The following is a 19261-nucleotide window of genomic DNA, read 5'->3' as shown; positions in this document are numbered from 1 at the left end:
TTTTTAAAATAAATATTAGGAGCAAAAAAATTATGGGAAATGACACAGGAAAAATCATTGTTTATACATTATTTTCTTTAATTTTAGTATTCATTGTTTTTTATATTGTCTGAAAAGCAACAAAGACAAAAAGAACAAAGAAAAAAATGGAAAAACTTGAACAAAAAAAAGCAGCAGAAACACTTGAGTTATACTACGAATTTATTTTAACTTACAACCAAATTATTGATTTTACAAACAATGAATTAGATAAATTTTATAACAATAACACAGATAAAAAAATGGGACAAATTCTTAAAGGTGCCAAAAAATTGCTTCTAAAATTAATTTCAAGAGATGATTTTGCTTTCTATTTTCATGAAAATAAAAAATATGAAGATTTTGTTAAAAATGCAGAATTAATAACAACTATTCAAGCTAATTTATGACCTAAAAAAATTCCTAATGTAATCGCTTTTTTTAAAGATGAATTTAGTGCAATTGAAAACAAAGAAAACAAGGAGAAATTTATTGAACTTACAAATATTTCAATAAATAATCAATTCTATGGAAACTAATCAAGCAAAAACAAAAGAAATGAAAACTGAAATAAAAAAAATAGGGATTGCTAATTGACTTACAATCATAAGAATGGTTTTAATGATTCCTTTTATTATTCTTATGACAATTGCTTTTTATTTTATTTCCAAACACAGCGGCACTTTTTGATATGATGGAATTAAATTAGTTGGCGACCAAAAATATCCAATTCTTCTATCAATTATTTATTGAATTAATGTCATTATTTTTATCTTTGCTATGATTACAGATTTTGCTGATGGACACATTGCTAGAAAAACAAAAACAATTTCACAATTCGGCAAAATCTTTGATCCAATTGCTGATAAGATAACAACAACTTTAATGTTACTGTTTTTAGTTTTAATGAATTACTCATTTTTACCAATTGTTGTTTTATTTATTGTGCGTGATATTTTAGTTGATGGTGCAAGAGTTTATGCAGTAAAAAAAGATATTAAAGTAGCAGCTAACTGATGAGGTAAAATTAAAACTATTATTGTTTCATTAGCACTATTAGTAGTAGCCTTTGCAGCTCCTTGAATGATCCAAAAAGTTAATGGTAAGCCTACCACTGATTATTTAAAATTATTCTTTATTAATATTCCTCTACTATTAGGTTTATTATTAAGCTGAATTAGTGGCATCATTTATTTATCTAAATATCTAAAAGGAATAAGAAACGAAAGTCACTTAAATAAAGAAACTAAAGAATCTTCAGACACACAAAACAAAGATAACAAAGAAAAAAATACTGCAGATAAAAATAATGATACTTCTTCTTTGAAAGATGAAGACAATAATAAAAAACAGCAAGAAGAAGAAGAAGAAGAAGAAGAAAATAAAGAAACAGATGCTAAAAAAGCCTCTGAATAATCAACACAAATAAATCATTTATAAACAAATATGATTAAACTTGCAAAAATAATCATATTTGTTTTTTTAATCAAAAAATAAAGATAAGCAGTTATATTCTTAATTAATTTATTAATTAAGTTCCTAAATAAAAAAATAATAAAAATGTTTTTATACTATAATTATTTTATTATTTTAACTTAACGAAATGTGAATGTATTTTTTTAATATTGAATTTAAATAAATTTGGAGGAAATAATGCCAAGAGAAGGTTTAACTTTAAGATGTGAAGCTTGCAAAATGGAAAATTACATTACAAAGAAAAATAAAAAATTACACCCTGACAAAATGGAAGTAACCAAATATTGTCCAAAATGCAACGCACATACAAATCACAAAGAAAAGAAGTAAGATTTTAAAATAATATTAAAGGGGGATTAATATGCTAAAAGAAGAGTTAATCAAAATATTTGATGAATTACAATTAGATGCAATCATTTCAGAAGCACCTCAAACAAGATTATGATATAATGGAATTCAAACTTCTGATGGCTATATTGTTATTGAAAAAGAAAAAGCATTTTTATTAGTGGATAACCGTTACATTGAGTATGCAACAAAGAATGCTAAAAATGTCGAAGTTATTCTATTAGAAGCTAATACTTTAAGTGCATTTTTAAAAAAGAAAAGCTACAAAACTATTGGTATTGAAGAAGACTATCTAACAGTTAAAACATTTGAACAATTTAAAAAAATGTTACCAAAAGCAACATTTAAAAATATCTTAGCACACCAATTTAGAATTAAAAAAGATGCTGAAGAAATTGAAAAAATTCAAGAAGCATGTTTAATATCACTACAAGCTTTTGAAGAACTTAAAAAGCTTTTAGAAGAAGGTATGAGTGAACTTGAAGCATCAAATAAATTAGGTTACTTAATGCGTTTATTTGGTGCTGAAAAAGAATCTTTTGAATCCATTGTTGCTTTTGGATCAAATGCCGCTGAACCACATCATCATCCAACAAACCGTAAACTTGTTGACGGGGATATTGTCAAGATTGATTTTGGTGCGCAATTTGAAGGTTTTGCTAGTGATATTACAAGAACATTTTTCTTTGGTAAACCAAAACCATCATCAGAAGAATTAATTAGTGTTTTAAACATTGTATCTGAAGCACAAAAACTAGGAAGAGAAGCAGTTAAACCAGGAATTAAAGCTTCTGAAATTGATAAAATTTGCCGTGATTACATTGAATCAAAAGGTTATGGTAAATTCTTTACTCACTCAACTGGTCACGGAGTAGGAATTGATGTGCATGAACTTCCAAGAGTAAATAAAAACTCTGATGTTATTCTTGAAGAAGGCATGATTATTACTGTAGAACCTGGTATTTATATCGAAGGTCTAGGTGGCGCTAGAATTGAAGATACAATTTTAGTTACAGCAGACTCATCAAAAGTATTAAGTCGCCCTGAAGATTACTAAAATTAAAAATCTAAAAATTAAAACCAAGTTAAGACTTTTTTGCACTTGGTTTTTTATTTTAAAAAAGCTAAACAAAAAATCCATAATGTTTTATTTTGAAAAATAACATCATGGATTTTTATTTTTAATTTTGCTTTTAATAAAAGAAAAAGGATTGAATTTCTAGCTCAATTAATCCTTAAAAATTTTGGTCAATGTTTCTTGTAAATTTTCAAGGGGAATAGAAGTTAAAGAACCATTTTCAGCTAATGAAACACCACCATTTTCTTCACTGACAACTAAAGTTGATGCATCACACATTTCAGATATCCCTAAGGCAGCTCTATGTCTTGCACCATATTTATTATCAATGGATTTTTTTGTTATCTTATAAAAAGTTCCTACATAATAAATCTTATTATTTCTAATGATGACTGCCCCATCATGTAAGGGGCTGTATTTATTAAAGATTGAAATAAGAATGGATGAAGATATATTTGCATCTAGCACTATCCCATCAGTACGTAATGAATCTAAATTGTCATTATTTTCAATTGTTATAATGGCACCAGTTTTTGTTTTTGCAAGAATTTCAAGAGCTTCTTTTAGTTGATAAAAAATGCGAACTTTTGTTGAACTACCTAAACTAATTTTGTTTGAACGTTTTTTAATAATGTTTTTTATCAAAATAATTGCATAATTAGTAATAATTGCAATTGATATAAGAATTACTAAAGTTAAAATAATATATACTGCAGTTTCCATTTGTTTTTAATTTATTATATATCCTTATCATCATTTATTTAGGCCAATTATTATTAATAACATTACAATTATGATTAAAACAAAAGCTGAAATGATGATGATTCTTTTTGTTAATGAAAGAGGTTTGGTTTTATCTGCTAAAGGCGAATCAGATCACTTGTCATACTCAATAAATTTATTGTATTTTAGCTTAATTTTATTTTGTCTTTTAGTAGTTTCTTGCACTTCTTCTTTGTTTTTTTCATCAACAATTTTCATAAAATTTATAGCATTGAAAAAAGAAAAGATTTCCATTTCAGAATATTCTTTATAAAACTTGGCATTTTTACGATACTTTTGAAATTGTTCGATTGTTCTTGTTAAACTATCGCCTTCTGGGTCATATTTTAAGGTTCTTGTATCTTTTTGTTTTTGCGCATTTAAAACTTTAGGCATAAAAGAAACTTCCCTTCTTTAAGTTAATTAATTAAATTTTAATAATTTAATTATATATAGTTATTTTAATTAGATTAATTTTAATATAATATCTTTTATAATATTTCTAATTACTAAAAGATTAAAGGATTTTTATACTTTTAGAATTATAAATTAAGATAAAAAAGGAGTTTTAAGTATGAAAAAAACATTAATGGATATTAAGCTATGCAATAAAAAAGTTATCCTAAGAGTTGATTTTAATGTTCCAATTGCTAATGATATGATTATGGATACAAAAAGAATTGATGCAGCTATTCCAACTATTAAATACATTTTAGAAAAAAATGCATCATTAATTATCCTATCTCACTTAGGAAGAATTAAAACTGAAGAAGATAAAAAAACCAAATCCTTAGCAATTGTTGCAAAAAAATTATCTGAAATTCTAAATAAAGAAGTTAAGTTCATTCCTTTTACAAGAGGTGAAGCTGTTGAACAAGCAGCAGCAAATTTAAAACCTGGTGAAATTATTTTATTAGAAAACACTCGTTTTGAAGATTTAAATAACAAAGCTGAGTCTGGAAATGATGATGAATTAGCTAAATATTGAGCTAGTTTAGGTGATGTTTTTGTTAATGATGCTTTCGGAGCATCCCACAGAGCGCATGCTTCAGTCGCAGGAATTCCTAAGTATACAGCTGAATCGGCTTTAGGATTTCTTATGAATAATGAAGTTGAGCATTTAGAAAAAATCTTAGATGGATTTAAACGTCCATTTGTAGCCATTATTGGTGGGGCAAAAGTAAGTGATAAAATCAAAGTTTTAGAAAAACTATTCCATGTTGCAGACAAAGTTTTAGTTGTAGGAGGAATGGCTTATACATTCCAAAAAGCATTAGGACATCAAATTGGTACTTCCATTTATGAAGAAGACCGCATTCCTATGGCAAAACAATATTTGGAAGAATTTAAAGACAAAATTGTATTGCCAATTGATAATGCATATACTGATGAATTTGCAGATAAAACTCCTTTATTTACAAATAAAAATAATATTGATATTCCTGAAGGATATATGGGTCTTGACATAGGTCCGCAATCAATTGAATTATTCAATGATATTATTGCATCTGCAAAAACTATTTTTTGAAATGGACCAGCCGGAGTTTCAGAATTTAAGAACTTTGAAGCAGGAACAAAAGGAATTGCAATTGCAATTGCAAATAATAAGGATGCATACTCAGTTGTAGGTGGCGGCGATTCTGTTACTGCAATTAATAAATTAGGATATCAATCAAAATTCAGCTTTATTTCTACTGGTGGCGGAGCTTCGATTGAATTTATTCAAGGAAATAGCATGCCAGGCTTTGAAGCGATCCAAGATAAAGAATAAAAAACAAAGCTGAAATTAATTTACTGATAAATGATAGAATTATACATAAGTTAAAAATACATATAGAGTTGTTTAGCTTGACAGCATTGAAACATGCCAACCTGTTTTTAAAAAATAAGGTGGATAGTCAGGGATTAAAAAATCCAACATGTACATAATTAATTTCTCAATGCAATCATTTAATTTATAAAAAACAACTTCTTAAAAAGAGTTGTTTTTTAATTAATTTTTAAGAAAAAAAAGGATTTAAATAAATGAAAAGATTATTAACAAGTGAATCAGTAGCACCAGGGCATCCTGATAAAATTTGTGACCAAATTTCTGATGCTATTGTTGATGCATTAATAAAAAAAGATAAATACTCAAGAGTAGCATGTGATGTTATTGCTAATGATGACATTATTTATATAGGTGGCCAAATTACAACAAAAGGTTATATTGATACAATTAAAGAAGCATGAAAAATTCTTAAAAATTTAGGATACAATGAAAATGATTTTAAAATCATTAATGCCATTACAGAACAAAGTCCTGATATTGCTTTAGGTGTAAATAAAACCAATAAAAAAGAACTGGGTGCTGGTGACCAAGGGATTTTATTTGGTTATGCAACAGATGAAAATGAATACTATATGCCATGAAGTTTAGTTTTAGCTCATGAATTAGTTAAAAGAGCAGAAGAGCTAAGATTAAAACACAATTTTCCTTATGCGAAATCTGATATGAAAAGTCAAGTTACCATTGAACATGACACAGAAACAAACAAATTTAGCATTAAAAAAGTCTTAATGTCAATCCAACATGAAGAGAAATTTAATTATGAAAAATTTGTTGAATTTATTAAAAAAAATATTGTTGATTATGTTCTAGAAAAACATCATTTCAATCTTGATTATGAATTACTAATTAATCCAACTGGAAGATTTGTAATTGGAGGTCCTAAAGGAGATACAGGACTTACAGGTAGAAAAATTATAGTTGATACATACGGAGGCTTTGCAAGACACGGCGGTGGTGCTTTTTCTGGCAAAGATGCAACAAAAATTGACCGATCTGCTGCATATATGGCTAGATATATTGCAAAAAATCTTGTTGCTGCTGGCATAGCTAACAAGATTGAAATTCAGCTATCTTATGCCATCGGCCTTCCACGTCCACAATCAATCTATGTTGAAACATTTGGCACATCTAAATATAATGAAAATCAAATTATTGAAGCTATATATAGTCTTTTTGATTTAAGTGTTGAAGGTATCATTAATAGTCTTGATTTATTAAGACCAATTTATTTGCAAACAGCTACTTTTGGACATTTTGGTAGAAATGATTTGGATTTAAGTTGAGAAAAACTCAACAAAATCGAAGCAATTAAGGAATTCTTTAAAATTTCTTAATTAAATGAAAGTTTAATATAATTTATATGGATTTAGGGGATTAGTTTAAAGGTAGAACAATGGACTCCAAACCCATTTGTGCGGGTTCAATTCCTGCATCCCCTGCCATATAAAAAAAATTATTTATCAATAAATTAAAAATACTCAGACTTAGAATGACTGAGTATTTTTAATTTATTTGTTACTAAAATAATTAAAAAATTACATCAATAAATATGCGCTAAAATAATTTGTATGAAAAAAGTAACAATATATGAAATGTTTGCAGGAATTGGTTCCCAACTAAAGGCATGCAATAATATATCTAATCAAATAGACTGTATTTTTAAATCGGTTGGAGTGTGTGAATGATATATTGATGCAATAATTGTCTATATGAAGATACATTACGGAAATGTAGAAAGGGAATCTGAATTTAAAAGAGAGGAAATGGCAAATATATTATCTAAATTTTCATTTTCTGCTGATTCAAAGACATTAGTGAGTAAAAAATATTTTTATTCAATGAATAAAGAAAAATTATCAAAAATATTTCCATATTTATATGGATTTTTAGATAAAGATTATTTTGAAAGAAAATGAAAAATTACTGTAATAGAGAGAGAGAGAGAGAGAGAGAGAGAGAGATTGAAATAACTATACCAATATAAAAGAAATAAAAATAATACCAAAAGGTATAGACATTTTGACTTATTCTTTTCCATGCCAAGATATTTCTCAGCAAGGTAACCAAAGGGGATTGAATAAAAATACTAGATCAGGTTTGTTATATGAAATTGAAAGAATACTAACAAATAACAAAGATAGACTACCTAAAGTTTTATTGTTGGAAAATGTTAAGGCATTGACAAGTAAAAAATTTATTAAACAATTTAATGAATGAATAAATATCTTAAATACACTTGGATACAAATCTGAATGAAAAATTATAAATTCTATAGAATTTGGATCATTACAAAATCGAGAGAGGGTATTTTGTGTTTCTTATTTAAATGATAAACACGTATTTACTTGACCAAAAGCAATAGACAAAAAGAAATCATTATCAAAAATATTTACTAGTAGAAATGAGATGAAAAGTGCTAATCATTTACTAAAATATTTAAATGGTGCTTTCTCATGTACAAATAATAATATTTGAAAAACAAAACTTATTGAATATACAAATTTTAATTCAGAGGCTTATGTCTATTTACCAAAAGGTTATGGACCTACCCTAACAGCATCAGGAGCTAACTCTAGATTAAAGTTCTATTTTAAAGATATCGAGGAAATCAAGTTTATATCTCCGAGTCAAGCATTTTTATATATGGGGTTTGATAAAAAAGACTATTTAATTGCTAATAAAGATAATATTATTTCAGAATCAAAGTTAATTTACCTTTGTGGCAATTCAATATCTATTGAAGTATTAGAAGCATTGTTTAAACAGATTATAGAATGCCAAATTATCTAAACTATATAAAATATAGAGCTTTCTTTAAAACCAAATCATTAGACAATGCAAAATCAAATAGCGCTAAAGCCTCGGGATGAATAGATTTCTTTATTGACAAGACTTTAAAATTTCCTTTTGTCGAATATTGGTATATAAATTTTGACTATGTTGAGTTAGATTTACTTACTACTAAATCATGATTTGAGGTCAAAAATGGTAGGTATAAAACTAATTTTATGGCTCGTAAATCATTATTTGATAATCTAAATCTATTACAAAAACCAAGAAAATGCTTAAATGATAATGAATTATATAGATTAAACATGATCGAACTTTCAAAATTAAACTATTGATTCAATACTAGATATACATCTACACTCAAAAATATTATTTCAATTCTAAAAGGTAATAATGCAGGTGGTTCATTTAAAAATCCAAATTCAGCTGAAATTTATATAACTAATTTAAATGAAATAAACAATGTTTACAAAAATAATCTAATAATGTTTTTGGATGAAATAACATATAAGACAAATAATATAAATTTGAATAACTATTCAATATTTAACTTAAATCATAATAATACATATAACGATATGGATCAGTTTATTGAATTTCTAGACAATAATACAATTCTAAAAAGTTACAAATTACTATTAGATTTTACTAAATTAACAACTTATAATAAAAAGGAAAATATTGTTCAATATAAGAATAGAAAAATAAATTTTGAAAGTCAAAGTTCCTTTATTCTTGAAAAAATAAAAAGTAATAAATTTGATATTAAAACTATTGATAAAGCAATATCTAAAGAGAGAGCTAAACTAGCAAACAAAAGCATAATTGTATTTGAAGAAATTAACAAATATTCATATGAAAAAGCTCATATACTTGATGTTAAATTTATAAGATCAAAATTGCAAGAAATTGCACTATCATTGAGAAATAAATTATCATCAATTACAAATGAAGAAATTCAAGAAAATTATAAATATAAAGAAATATTGAATTCAATTTCAGATGTTGAAAATATATTGAATTTACCAACCCAAATTCATGACTGATTTGATAAAAATTATTTTACATATAATAAAAAGGGTCAATATGTAAAACTAGAATCAGAGATAGATATTGATTTAGATATAGAAGAATTAAAGTGTAGTTTAATTCAAAAATCTAAGCTATCCCCTAGAAGAATTTATTACATACTACAAAGAAATTTAAAGAGAAATAATGATGTTTAATCGTAAATAAGTGATTTTATTACTATTTTGCAATTTTGAAATAGCAAACATCTCCATCTTGCATTAAGTAATTTTTCCCCTCTAAAGACATTTGGCCGGCTTCTTTAGCTTGCTTTTCTCCTTGGTAAAAAATATAGTCTTCATATTTTATAATTTCAGCCTTAACAAACTTCTTCTCAAAGTCACTATGGATAATTCCAGCACATTGGGCTGCATTCATTCCGTTTTTAAAAACTCAAGCTCTTGTTTCAACTTCTCCAGCCGTAAAATATACAGATTGATCTAAAAGATAAAAACTTTTAGATATTATTTCATCAAGACCTGATTGTTCAATATCATATTCATTTAGAAACATTAATTTATCTTCAGGTGAAAATTGGGAAACTTCATATTCTAGTTTAATGCATATTGGAATAAGAATTTCATTTGCTCTATCTAATTCATTTTTGAGATTGACATAATGATTAGCATTATTTAAATTTTTATATGAATTTTCATCTAAGTTTGCTACATAAATTGTTGGTTTAATGGTTAGAAATTGATAGGTTTTAAGGATTTTTATTTCATCATCATCAAATGATGCATTTTTTAACATTTTTTCTTCAAGCAAAACGTTTTTTGCCTTAAGAAGAACTTTGTATTCTTCTTTTAATTCAGGATTATTTGAGTTCTGTGCTCTTTTTCCGATACGATTAAGGATATTATCAAGTGATTGTAGATCAGCTAAAATTAATTCAAGATTAATTATTTTTAGATCATTAATAGGATTGATTTTGTTATTTACATGCACAATGTCTTCATTTTCAAAACAACGAATTACATGAACGATTGCATCTACCTCTCGGATGTTTGCAAGAAATTGATTTCCTAATCCTTCTCCCTTTGAGGCACCAGCCACAAGACCAGCAATATCAACGAATTGAAACGTTGCTGGTGTTATTTTTTTAGCTTTAACTATGTTTGCTAATTGATAAAGACGTTTATCTTCCAAATTAACAATTGCAATATTTGGTTCAATTGTAGTAAATGCATAATTTGCGCTTTCAGCCTCATTAAGGGTTAAGGCTGAAAAAAGTGTACTTTTGCCTACATTTGGCAATCCAACAATACCAGCTTTCAATGACATAAATGCCTCTTTCAATCAATAAAATAAATAAAAAAAAGTAATTAAATTAATTATTTAATAATTTTAATTTAATAAGAAGAAATAAAAGTAAAATGGTTATATTTATTTAGATTTTAAAATATAGGAGTTTATATGTATCCAAAATATTCAGATGGTATGATTGAAGTAATTGTTGGGCCAATGTTTAGTGGTAAGACTGAAGAACTTCTAAAGAAATTAAGAATTCTTTCATATGCAAAGTTTAATACATTAGTAATTAAACCAAGTTTTGACACAAGATTTGCCACAGATCAAATTGTTAGTCGCAATGGGTTAAGAACACCAACACACTCACTAAAAAATATAAAAGACATTCATAACCTTTTAAAACAAGAAAAATACCAAGCAATTCTTATTGATGAAGCACATTTTTTTGGTGATGAAATTATTGAAGTTTGTGATGACTTGGCTAATTCTGGGTATTTAGTGATTATCGCTGGTCTTGATTTAGATTATTTAAGAAGACCATTTAATCATATGGCTCAATTAATGGCAATTGCTGAAAAAGTTACAAAATTATATGCCATTTGTGTGCAGTGTCAAAATATTGCAACTACTTCCTTTAAAAAAATAAAAAACAACGATTTACATTTTTTAGGGGATACAGATGAATATGAAGCTCGTTGTCGAAAATGTCATCTTAAGGGATAAAATAAATAATTAAAAAATAAGCCCCCAGTAGAAAGCCTGGGGGTTTATCTTGCATTAGTTTAAATAATCTTATTTTTTACAAAAAAATAAAAAAATGGGGCGTTCGAAGGGGATCGAACCCTCGTATGCCGGAGCCACAACCCGGAGCGTTAACCACTTCGCCACGAACGCCAAATGATGCGTAAATAATAATAACATAAAAAAATATAAATGTTTAAACTTTTTTATTGATAAATAACAAATGATAAATCAACTTATCTTTTTCTATTTTTGTTTTTTTAAAGAAGGATTTAAAAAAAGATAACTAAAAAAGCTCAATACTTGTGTTAGGTATTGAACTTTTTTAGTATTGATACCAATTAGTGATTGATTTAAAAGAAATTGCTTATCAATCCAATATTCAATCAAAATCAATCAAATTGCAATCTTTTTATTGATTAGTTGGTTTACTTTTTTCTTTGTTTTTATCTTCAGTGCTGTTTTTATTATTTTTTTTGCTATTTTTCTTAAGCACAATAGCAGTAGCGCTTATTGCTGCAACTGAAGCTACAAGAGTTAAGAAAACTAATGAGAATTTTATTGCTTTTTTCATAATTAATAGAATTTTTTAGTTGTTAGATTCCCTTTAATTAATCAACATATTTTTTATATTCAGAATAACCTTTTTCATCCATTTCTTCGTATGGAATAAAATCAAGAGCTGCCCCATTAATACAATATCTTAAACCACCCATTTCTTTAGGTCCATCATTAAATACATGTCCTAAGTGGTTATTTCCTTGGCCTGAACGTACTTCGGTGCGAATACGATTATAGGAAGTGTCTTCTAAATATAAAATGCTTTCCTTTAAAATTGGTTTTGAAAAACTAGGTCAACCGCAGCCTGCATCAAATTTTGTTGCTGATGAAAATAAAGGTTCACCTGTGATTTTTTCAACATAGATTCCCTTACGGTATTCTTTGTTTAATTTGGAAGTATGTGGAGTTTCAGTAGCTGAGTGTTTTAAAACTGCATAACTTAGTTTATCTAAGTTTAGCTCATTACGAAGTTGCTTAATAATTAGAAAATCTTTTTCATCTAAAGAATATGTTTTGCCTAGATTAATATGGCAATAACCATCTGGATTTTTTTCTAGATATTTTTGGTGGTATTCTTCTGCTTTGATGAAATTATCAAGTGGTTTTAATTCCACATAAAATTCTTTATATTGTTCTTTTAGATATTCAAATAAAGAATCAAGTAAAGATGCATCGTTTTCATCTTCATAATATACCCCAGTACGATATTGAAGTCCAACATCATTTCCTTGTTTATTTAATGAAGTAGGATCAATTACTTTAAATAAATATAAAACAATTTCTTCTAGAGAAATAATTTCTGAATCATAAGTAATTTTTAGAGTTTCAGCATGCTTAGTTTCTTTTAGAGAATAATAAGTAGTGTGTTCAGAAATACCATTTGCATAACCTACTTCTGTACTAATTATTCCTTTTATTTTAGAAAAGAAAGCTTCAATGCCCCAAAAGCAGCCACCTGCAACATAAATAATTTTTTTCATAAATGATTCCTTCCTTAATTTATTCTTAATGTATAGATTAATATAAACTAAAAATATTTTACATTGTTTAGTTAACAAATGGCATTTATTTTTTTAGATATAGCATCTAAAATTGAAATGCTTTTTTCTCTTAAAACAAAAGCAAATAATAATCTAAAAAACAAATAAAAGTAGTAGCAAAAATTGCATTTTTGTTATTTTTTCTTCTTAAATTAAGGGAATTTTTACTATTTTGCACAAAAAAAAAAAAAAAAGTAAAATGAATGCACAGTCCCCCAAATACCGGACAAAACCGGTAAAAGAAAAGAGGGGGATTTTTTATATGTCAAAATATGCTTATAATCTAAAGAAGAAAGTGATTTATGACTTTCTTTTAGGTGAAAATTTAACGAACGTTTCTAAAAAATATGAAATTAATATTAGTACTGTAAATGGTTGAATAATCCAATACCAAAGATTTGGTTTAGAAGGCCTTAAAGTAGGAAAAGAGAATTTTTCTTATAATTTAGATTTTAAACTTAAGGTTATCGAATATAGAAGAAATAAAGAACGTACTTATTGAGAAACTGCGAAACATTTTGGAATCAAATCAGCATCAACAATATATGTTTGGGAAAGTAAGTATAAAAATCTAAAGTTAACTTCTACTTATGATTGTAATAATCAAATAAAAGTTGGGGACAATATGAAAGATTATCAACAAATCGAAAACATAAACTGAGAAGCGGAAGCAAATATTACTCAAGAAGAAGCTAATGAATTTTTCAAAAACAAAGCAATAAATGATGAAATTAAATTACTAGCAGTCCAAGGTCTATACCTAAAAAAATTGAAGGCTCTGATTCAATCAGCACCAAAGAAAAAGTTAAGATAGTGATTGAATTAGAGCAAGAATTTCCGGCAATTAAAAAGAAATTTTGATTACAGGTGCTAAATATCAAGAAATCTGCCTTTTATGAATTTAAAAAAAGTATAGCCCTTAAGGGCTATGCAAAAGACCGTTATGCCGAAATAACCAGTAAAATCATTGAAATATTCAATGAAAGTAAAGAAATATATGGACACAAACGTGTCCATATGAAACTAAAACAAATGGGCTATAAGATAAGTAAAAAGAAAACCCTTGAGCTTATGAAGAAGCATGAATTAGTTAGTGTTTATAACAGAAAAAGAAGATCTAAATATAGTTCTTACGCAGGCACAATTTCAAAAATTTCTGAAAATCATATTAAAAGAAATTTTGTTTCCAATGAACCATATAAGAAGATTTTTGGTGATCTTACAGAGTTTAAAGTTAACGACAATAAGTTATATCTTCAACTATATAAGGATGCATTTAATGGTGAAATTGTAGGCTTTAATTATGGATTAAGACCTACTGTTGAAATGACCAATAAGGCTTTATTACAATTTATTGATAAAGTAATTCCTGGGGAAACTATTATTCATACCGATCAAGGATTACATTATCAGCATCACTCTTTTTCAGAGATTTTAGAGGCCAACGGAGTTACTCAAAGTATGTCTAGAAAAGGAAATTGTTTGGACAATGCCTCGATGGAAAATCTCATTGGGATAATGAAAAAAGAGATGTTTTATAACCGAAAATTTAAGAATATAGAAGAACTTGTTGCTAAAATAGAGGAATGAATTCCGTGATATAACACGGAACGGATAAGTTATAAAACCAATGGGGTGTCCCCTGTTGAATTCAGGGACAACCACATTGGTTAAATATTCCGGTATTTGGGGGACTCTGCAGAAAATGCATAGCGTCCCTTAAAGAGTGGACAAAAACTTAATTTGCAAATGTTTAAATAATAAGGAAATTTTTTATATGAAAAAAATTCATAAGCTACTTTTAGGCTTTGGATTTGTTGTTGCGCTTTCAACAACACCAGTTATTTTTATTAGTACAAAAAAGAATAATAATTCAACAAATCCAAATGCTAATAATGGCATTAACAGAAAAATAAAAGAAGATATAGATATAAATAAAAATCCAACTCCAAATCAACCTGTTAATAATAAGCATATTAAAAAACTTGAAAAGACATCTGCTGAAATTACAGGTAAGTTATTTGATGATACTTATACAGATTTAACTAAAGAAGCTTTAGAAAGAAAAGATAAGTCTGATAAAACTAAAAAAGCAGAAAAACATAAGAATGATTCAGCAAGAATCACCGGCGAATTATTTGATATATTAACTAAAAATATTGATAAAAAAAGTATTGAAAAAGCTGAAAGAGCTGATTTAAAAGAAAAAGACAAAATAGTTGCCGCTTATTTAGATGAAGTTAAAAAATTAAATGAAGAAACAGCAAGAGATCTAATTGATGAAGAAAAACCAATAAAAGAACTTCAACTAGAAAAGCTAGAAGAAATCAATAAAAAAGCTGCGAATAAAATTAAAAGATTGGCTGACAAATATATAAACCAAAAGAAATATGATCACTTAGAACCTGAAGATGTTTTAGATATTTTAAAAGCAATTAAAGGAATGGAAAATCTTAGATTAGGAGATTTTGAAGAAGTTATCATTAGTGAATACAAACTAATAATCAAAGCAAATAATGATTCATCTTTAGTTAAAGGACAATTTGAATATTCACCAAGAATTGAAAAAGAAGAAATTCCTAAATTAAAAAATGAGTTAATTACTTTCTTAGGCCACAAATTAGATCCTTATTTTAAAAAAGGAATTGATGTTATACCGATTATTGATTCTTTAGATTTTGATAATATACAAACAATTCATGATCTATTTAATATAAGAGAAGAAATTAGATATTTTATAAAAGATTACTATAGACCAACAGGTGAAGTTATTTCAGACTGAAAATATGGTGAGCACAATATTCTTGACGTTGAAAAAATAACAGATTATAGAAAATTATGAGAAGACGATGAAAGGGGTATTAAACCTAAAAAATATAGATACGATTATATTATTTATACTACAAAAGAAAGAATAGATGAAGCAATAAAGAAAGCATCAAGAAATAGTGAAAATGAACACCTTGAACGATTTTATCATTTTCGGGGTTTCTTTATATCTTTAGATTATCAACTTTCTGAATATTATGAAGTGGATGCACTATTCAATAAGTATTTAAGATCTGAAGAAATAATAGAAACTATATACAATCCTAATCTTAAATGAGAATATAAAATGAAAAAAAGAGATAAAGAAATTTAATCCAAAACAAGTTTCTTTTATTCTTATCCTTAAAGAGAAAATCCTAATAATTTTATAAACAAAAAGTCTATATACTTATAGGCTTTTTTATTACTTCTTTATTAAGTATTTATATATTATAAAATTGAAAAAAATGATCGATTTTTATTGGTTTATAGCAAAACAAAGTAAAATAATATTCAAGATTTAAAAAGCTTTTTTAATCAATAAAATCAATAATTTTATCAATACATTTCTAACTTGCAATCTTTTCAAAAATGTATATGCTAAAAAATATCTAATACCTAAATAATCAAAAAAAGAAAGATTGAAAAAATGAAAAAACTAAATAAATTCCTATTAGCTTTTGGAAGTATAACTTCATTAGCATCATTACCATTAATTGCAGCAAAATGTGGTGGAACTAAAGAAAATACTAAACAAAATATCAAAGAAGAGAAAAACAATTCTAATATTAATAATAACATTACAAACAACAATAGTAATATAAGTAGTCAAGCAAATAAAGCAAAGGTAAAATACAAACCTAGTGAATTAATTCATAATAGTTCTTTTGCATTTGGCAAACCTTTTAATTCAATTCACAATAGCTTTTTTATATTTGGTAGCCCAGTTGAGTTATTAGAAACTCCTGGACTAAGAACAGAAGCTGATAGAGAAGAAAGATATGAAGATTGAACTATTTCACCTTCAATTAAAATTTAGTTAATAATTTCTTTGATAATAAAATATTACTTTGGTTCTTAATAAAGCCCTCTTAATCACTGAATTTAAGTCAAAAATTCAGTGATTTTTTACTATTTTGGCAAAAAAAAAAAAAAGTAAAATGAATTTTGTAGCAATTATAAATTGCTACTTGTTACATTAGAAAGATATTTAAATATTTAAATAAATTAGGAAATTAAGCTTATGAAAAAAATAAACAAATTTCTATTAGCTTTAGGAAGTATATCTTCTTTAGCTTCTATGCCACTAATTGCAGCAAATTGTGGTGGAACTAAGAATGAAAATAAAAATCCAAGCGAATCAAATACTACTTCTGAAAAACAACTAGACAAAGAAACTAAAGACAAATTCAAAGATGCCTTAACTACTTTTGTATTTAAGCTAACATATAAAGAAAACAATAAAGTTACTTTAGATGATAAAAAACAAGATCCAAATTGAAAAGCATTCAAAGAAGACTTTGATAAAGGAATTGAAGAGCTAAAAACAAAAGGTGACTTTGAAGAATATAAAAAAGGCATCATTGAAGAAACAGAAGAAGCCTTAAGCGCAGTTTACCATTTATCAAAAGAGAAAGATGGCAATTATGTCTTGAATGTGCCAAATGATGAAGAAAAGAAGAAGATAAAAGATTACAAAGAACCAGAACATAAACAAGTTGAGGAATTAACCAAAAAATTCGAAGCTGATCTAAAAAAACAACTAGAAGAAGTTGACAAAATCTTTGCACCAGTTTTGGAAGCTCTTAAATAGTTTTAGAAAACCAATATTCATTATAAAAAATATCCCAAATCTAAACTATTAACTTTTAGATATTAGGGTATTTTTTTTATTTAAATCTACAATCAATTTTAGATTTAATTAAGTAAATTAACATAAATAATAAAAAGCTATTTTTTAAAGAAATTTAATGCTAAAAAAAGTCTCATTTATTTTATTTAATTTGCTATTTTAGTATAATTTTTTGCCCATTTTTTAAAGTAGAATTTTGCCTAATTTTAAGAAGAAAAAAACGTTTTTTTTATGCAAATTTTAGTAATTCATATAGGTAGTTTTTGCTAAAATTAAATTGAGTTATACAATATAACTTAATTTATAATCTGGACTATTACAAAAGGATAAATATATGCAAATTACAAAGAAACACAAAGTGTTGTTTTCGTTAGTAGCAGCAAGTATTACACCACTAGCTTTTGGTGCAATTTCTGCTAAATGCCAAAAAGAAACTATTGCCATTGGAACAACTGGTTATGCTGACCAAATGCAAAAATTAGCAAGTAAATCTATTACTATTGGTGGAGCATGAGCTGATGCTAGATTCTATGCTGGTGACTACCAAGATAATTTAGTAGCAGTTGGTGTTACTGATCCTATTTCAAATGATGGTGTGCAAGCAAGACCTGACCTTAAAAAAGGTGACATTGAAGCAATTCAAGAATTATTAATTGATGCAGTCACTGAGTCATATAAAGAAGTAAAAACTAAGACAGATGCAAAACAAACTGACGAAGGTGCTTTAACTTACTACGACCAAAAAGATAAAAAAATTAAATCAATCTTCCAAATTTATAACCACGATGGTTATACAAAAGTAGGGTATGAAGCAGATATTCCTTACAACATTAAAGGCGACAAAAAGAAAGCTTATAAAGCTACACCACAAGATGGTAATGAATATCTAAAATATGAATCATCAAATAAAAAATTTACAACTGTTGGCGATAAAGAACTAAAAATTCAATTTATTCCATCCTCTGATGCATCATTAGTACAAAAAGCAACCGAAAAACTACAAGCATACATTAGTAAAAAAGGTGCAACAAAAGTTAAAATCTCAGTTTCAAGTGATTATAACTCTGCAGCTACAGCACTAAAAGCAGGTTCAGTAGATATTGCTTTCTTGCCAATTGATACATGAGCAAAAATATCTGGTGATTCAAGTTTTATTTTACAAGCTGGTAGAAATGTACAAATTATTGACCCTTATGAAAGTATTTCGAACCCATCAAAACCTAAATTTACCGATGAAAAACTATTAGTTGAAGCACACAACAACTACAAAACCTTCAACAAAGATAGCACAATCGGAAGTTTATACATTGATAAAAGCAAAACTCCAGCTGCAACTACAACTGGTTATCCTGATGAATTAAAGAACCACATTGAAACTTTAAAATCTTCTTCTGAATTACCAAAAGTTGGATACTATCGTGCTTATATTTATGTAAATAAAGATACTGAAATTTACAAACTAATTAGCAAAGCACTAGAAGAACAAGGTTCAAATTGAAAATTAAAATGAGATGATGTTAAAAAGCATGTTAAATATGGATATACTTCAGTAACTTCTGCTGCATCATACATATATCCAGAACAATGATTTAAAAAACACTTTGAAGGTTTTGAATCATTTGCCAAATAACATTTTG

Annotated in this window: 20 protein-coding genes, 2 tRNA genes and 1 pseudogene; 16 read left to right on the top strand and 7 right to left on the bottom strand. The window is 26.7% G+C overall.

The window, feature by feature from the left end:
- Nucleotides 1–32 precede the first annotated feature (32 nt).
- The 4 genes from MAU_RS02295 to MAU_RS02280 all read left to right on the top strand — a co-directional run bounded on the left by MAU_RS02295 (nt 33) and on the right by MAU_RS02280 (nt 2899).
- On the top strand, nt 33–557 hold the full coding sequence (locus tag MAU_RS02295) for an MHJ_0274 family protein (RefSeq protein WP_004424826.1): 525 nt from the start codon (nt 33–35) through the stop codon (nt 555–557).
- Nucleotides 547–1434, top strand: a complete 888-nt coding sequence (pgsA, locus tag MAU_RS02290) for a CDP-diacylglycerol--glycerol-3-phosphate 3-phosphatidyltransferase (protein ID WP_004424823.1) — start codon at nt 547–549, stop codon at nt 1432–1434. The genes MAU_RS02295 and pgsA overlap by 11 nt, the downstream gene beginning before the upstream one ends.
- 237 nt (nt 1435–1671) lie before the next feature.
- The gene (rpmG, locus tag MAU_RS02285) at nt 1672–1824 is read left to right on the top strand and encodes a 50S ribosomal protein L33 (protein ID WP_004424821.1); all 153 of its coding nucleotides are present in this window, start codon (nt 1672–1674) and stop codon (nt 1822–1824) included.
- Nucleotides 1825–1855: 31 nt separating this feature from the next.
- Entirely contained in the window at nt 1856–2899 is a 1044-nt protein-coding gene (locus MAU_RS02280; protein WP_004424819.1) for an aminopeptidase P family protein, read from the top strand.
- Nucleotides 2900–3070: 171 nt separating this feature from the next.
- On the opposite strand, the gene MAU_RS02275 is transcribed toward MAU_RS02280, so the two are convergent.
- Nucleotides 3071–3643, bottom strand: coding sequence for a DNA integrity scanning protein DisA nucleotide-binding domain protein (locus MAU_RS02275; RefSeq protein ID WP_004424816.1), 573 nt, complete (start codon nt 3641–3643; stop codon nt 3071–3073).
- Nucleotides 3644–3667: 24 nt separating this feature from the next.
- Complete coding sequence (locus tag MAU_RS02270; RefSeq protein WP_004424814.1) at nt 3668–4078, bottom strand: hypothetical protein; 411 nt, start codon at nt 4076–4078, stop codon at nt 3668–3670.
- A gap of 178 nt (nt 4079–4256) precedes the next feature.
- Here MAU_RS02270 and MAU_RS02265 point away from each other — a divergent pair, with 178 nt between their 5' ends.
- The 6 genes from MAU_RS02265 (at nt 4257) to MAU_RS02240 (ending at nt 9529) form a co-directional block, all read left to right on the top strand.
- Nucleotides 4257–5453, top strand: coding sequence for a phosphoglycerate kinase (locus MAU_RS02265; protein WP_004424812.1), 1197 nt, complete (start codon nt 4257–4259; stop codon nt 5451–5453).
- A 254-nt stretch (nt 5454–5707) separates the two neighbouring features.
- Nucleotides 5708–6847, top strand: a complete 1140-nt coding sequence (gene metK / locus MAU_RS02260) for a methionine adenosyltransferase (protein ID WP_004424810.1) — start codon at nt 5708–5710, stop codon at nt 6845–6847.
- Nucleotides 6848–6881: 34 nt separating this feature from the next.
- Nucleotides 6882–6955, top strand: a tRNA-Trp gene (locus tag MAU_RS02255).
- Between the two features lie 126 nt (nt 6956–7081).
- Nucleotides 7082–7483: a DNA (cytosine-5-)-methyltransferase N-terminal subunit gene (gene dcm_N / locus MAU_RS03650; RefSeq protein WP_052000280.1), complete on the top strand. Its 402-nt coding sequence runs from the start codon at nt 7082–7084 to the stop codon at nt 7481–7483.
- 49 nt (nt 7484–7532) lie between these two features.
- Entirely contained in the window at nt 7533–8303 is a 771-nt protein-coding gene (gene dcm / locus MAU_RS03645; RefSeq protein ID WP_238543393.1) for a DNA (cytosine-5-)-methyltransferase, read from the top strand.
- Nucleotides 8288–9529 (top strand): MAG4270 family putative restriction endonuclease, encoded by a 1242-nt coding sequence (locus MAU_RS02240; RefSeq protein ID WP_004424809.1) that lies wholly within the window; start codon nt 8288–8290, stop codon nt 9527–9529. Before dcm ends, MAU_RS02240 begins: the two co-directional genes overlap by 16 nt.
- Nucleotides 9530–9551: 22 nt before the next feature.
- On the opposite strand, the gene ychF is transcribed toward MAU_RS02240, so the two are convergent.
- Nucleotides 9552–10655 (bottom strand): redox-regulated ATPase YchF, encoded by a 1104-nt coding sequence (gene ychF / locus MAU_RS02235; protein WP_004424806.1) that lies wholly within the window; start codon nt 10653–10655, stop codon nt 9552–9554.
- Nucleotides 10656–10787: 132 nt separating this feature from the next.
- On the opposite strand from ychF, the gene MAU_RS02230 reads away from it, so the two are divergent.
- The gene (locus MAU_RS02230) at nt 10788–11345 is read left to right on the top strand and encodes a thymidine kinase (RefSeq protein WP_004424803.1); all 558 of its coding nucleotides are present in this window, start codon (nt 10788–10790) and stop codon (nt 11343–11345) included.
- A 95-nt stretch (nt 11346–11440) separates the two neighbouring features.
- Here MAU_RS02230 and MAU_RS02225 read toward each other — a convergent pair.
- The 4 genes and pseudogenes from MAU_RS02225 to msrA form a co-directional block, all read right to left on the bottom strand.
- Nucleotides 11441–11516, bottom strand: a tRNA-His gene (locus MAU_RS02225).
- 259 nt (nt 11517–11775) lie between these two features.
- Nucleotides 11776–11937, bottom strand: coding sequence for a hypothetical protein (locus MAU_RS03620; RefSeq protein ID WP_193741207.1), 162 nt, complete (start codon nt 11935–11937; stop codon nt 11776–11778).
- A gap of 37 nt (nt 11938–11974) precedes the next feature.
- Entirely contained in the window at nt 11975–12406 is a 432-nt protein-coding gene (gene msrB / locus MAU_RS03735) for a peptide-methionine (R)-S-oxide reductase MsrB (RefSeq protein ID WP_274517391.1), read from the bottom strand.
- Between the two features lie 57 nt (nt 12407–12463).
- Nucleotides 12464–12904, bottom strand: a pseudogene (msrA, locus tag MAU_RS03730) (peptide-methionine (S)-S-oxide reductase MsrA); the annotation flags it as partial.
- A gap of 322 nt (nt 12905–13226) precedes the next feature.
- Between msrA and MAU_RS03505 the strand changes: the two are divergent.
- From MAU_RS03505 to MAU_RS02190, 5 genes are all read left to right on the top strand, one after another.
- Nucleotides 13227–14638 (top strand): IS3 family transposase gene (locus MAU_RS03505; RefSeq protein WP_425311411.1). Its coding sequence is split into 2 segments (ribosomal slippage): nt 13227–13734 and nt 13734–14638, totalling 1413 coding nucleotides; the frame shifts between segments, so codons are not numbered across the junction.
- 103 nt (nt 14639–14741) lie between these two features.
- Entirely contained in the window at nt 14742–16106 is a 1365-nt protein-coding gene (locus MAU_RS02205) for a hypothetical protein (protein ID WP_004424791.1), read from the top strand.
- Nucleotides 16107–16421: 315 nt separating this feature from the next.
- Entirely contained in the window at nt 16422–16811 is a 390-nt protein-coding gene (locus MAU_RS02200; RefSeq protein WP_004424789.1) for a variable surface lipoprotein, read from the top strand.
- A 204-nt stretch (nt 16812–17015) separates the two neighbouring features.
- Nucleotides 17016–17585: a variable surface lipoprotein gene (locus MAU_RS02195; RefSeq protein WP_004424787.1), complete on the top strand. Its 570-nt coding sequence runs from the start codon at nt 17016–17018 to the stop codon at nt 17583–17585.
- 373 nt (nt 17586–17958) lie between these two features.
- Nucleotides 17959–19254, top strand: a complete 1296-nt coding sequence (locus MAU_RS02190; RefSeq protein WP_004424785.1) for a PhnD/SsuA/transferrin family substrate-binding protein — start codon at nt 17959–17961, stop codon at nt 19252–19254.
- Nucleotides 19255–19261: the final 7 nt, after the last annotated feature.

This window comes from Metamycoplasma auris 15026 (assembly GCF_000367765.1).
In the GTDB taxonomy this organism is placed as follows: Bacteria; Bacillota_I; Bacilli_A; order Mycoplasmatales; family Metamycoplasmataceae; genus Metamycoplasma; species Metamycoplasma auris_A.
The sequence above is the reverse complement of the archived record's forward strand: the minus strand, read 5'-3'. Positions and strand labels throughout refer to the sequence as shown.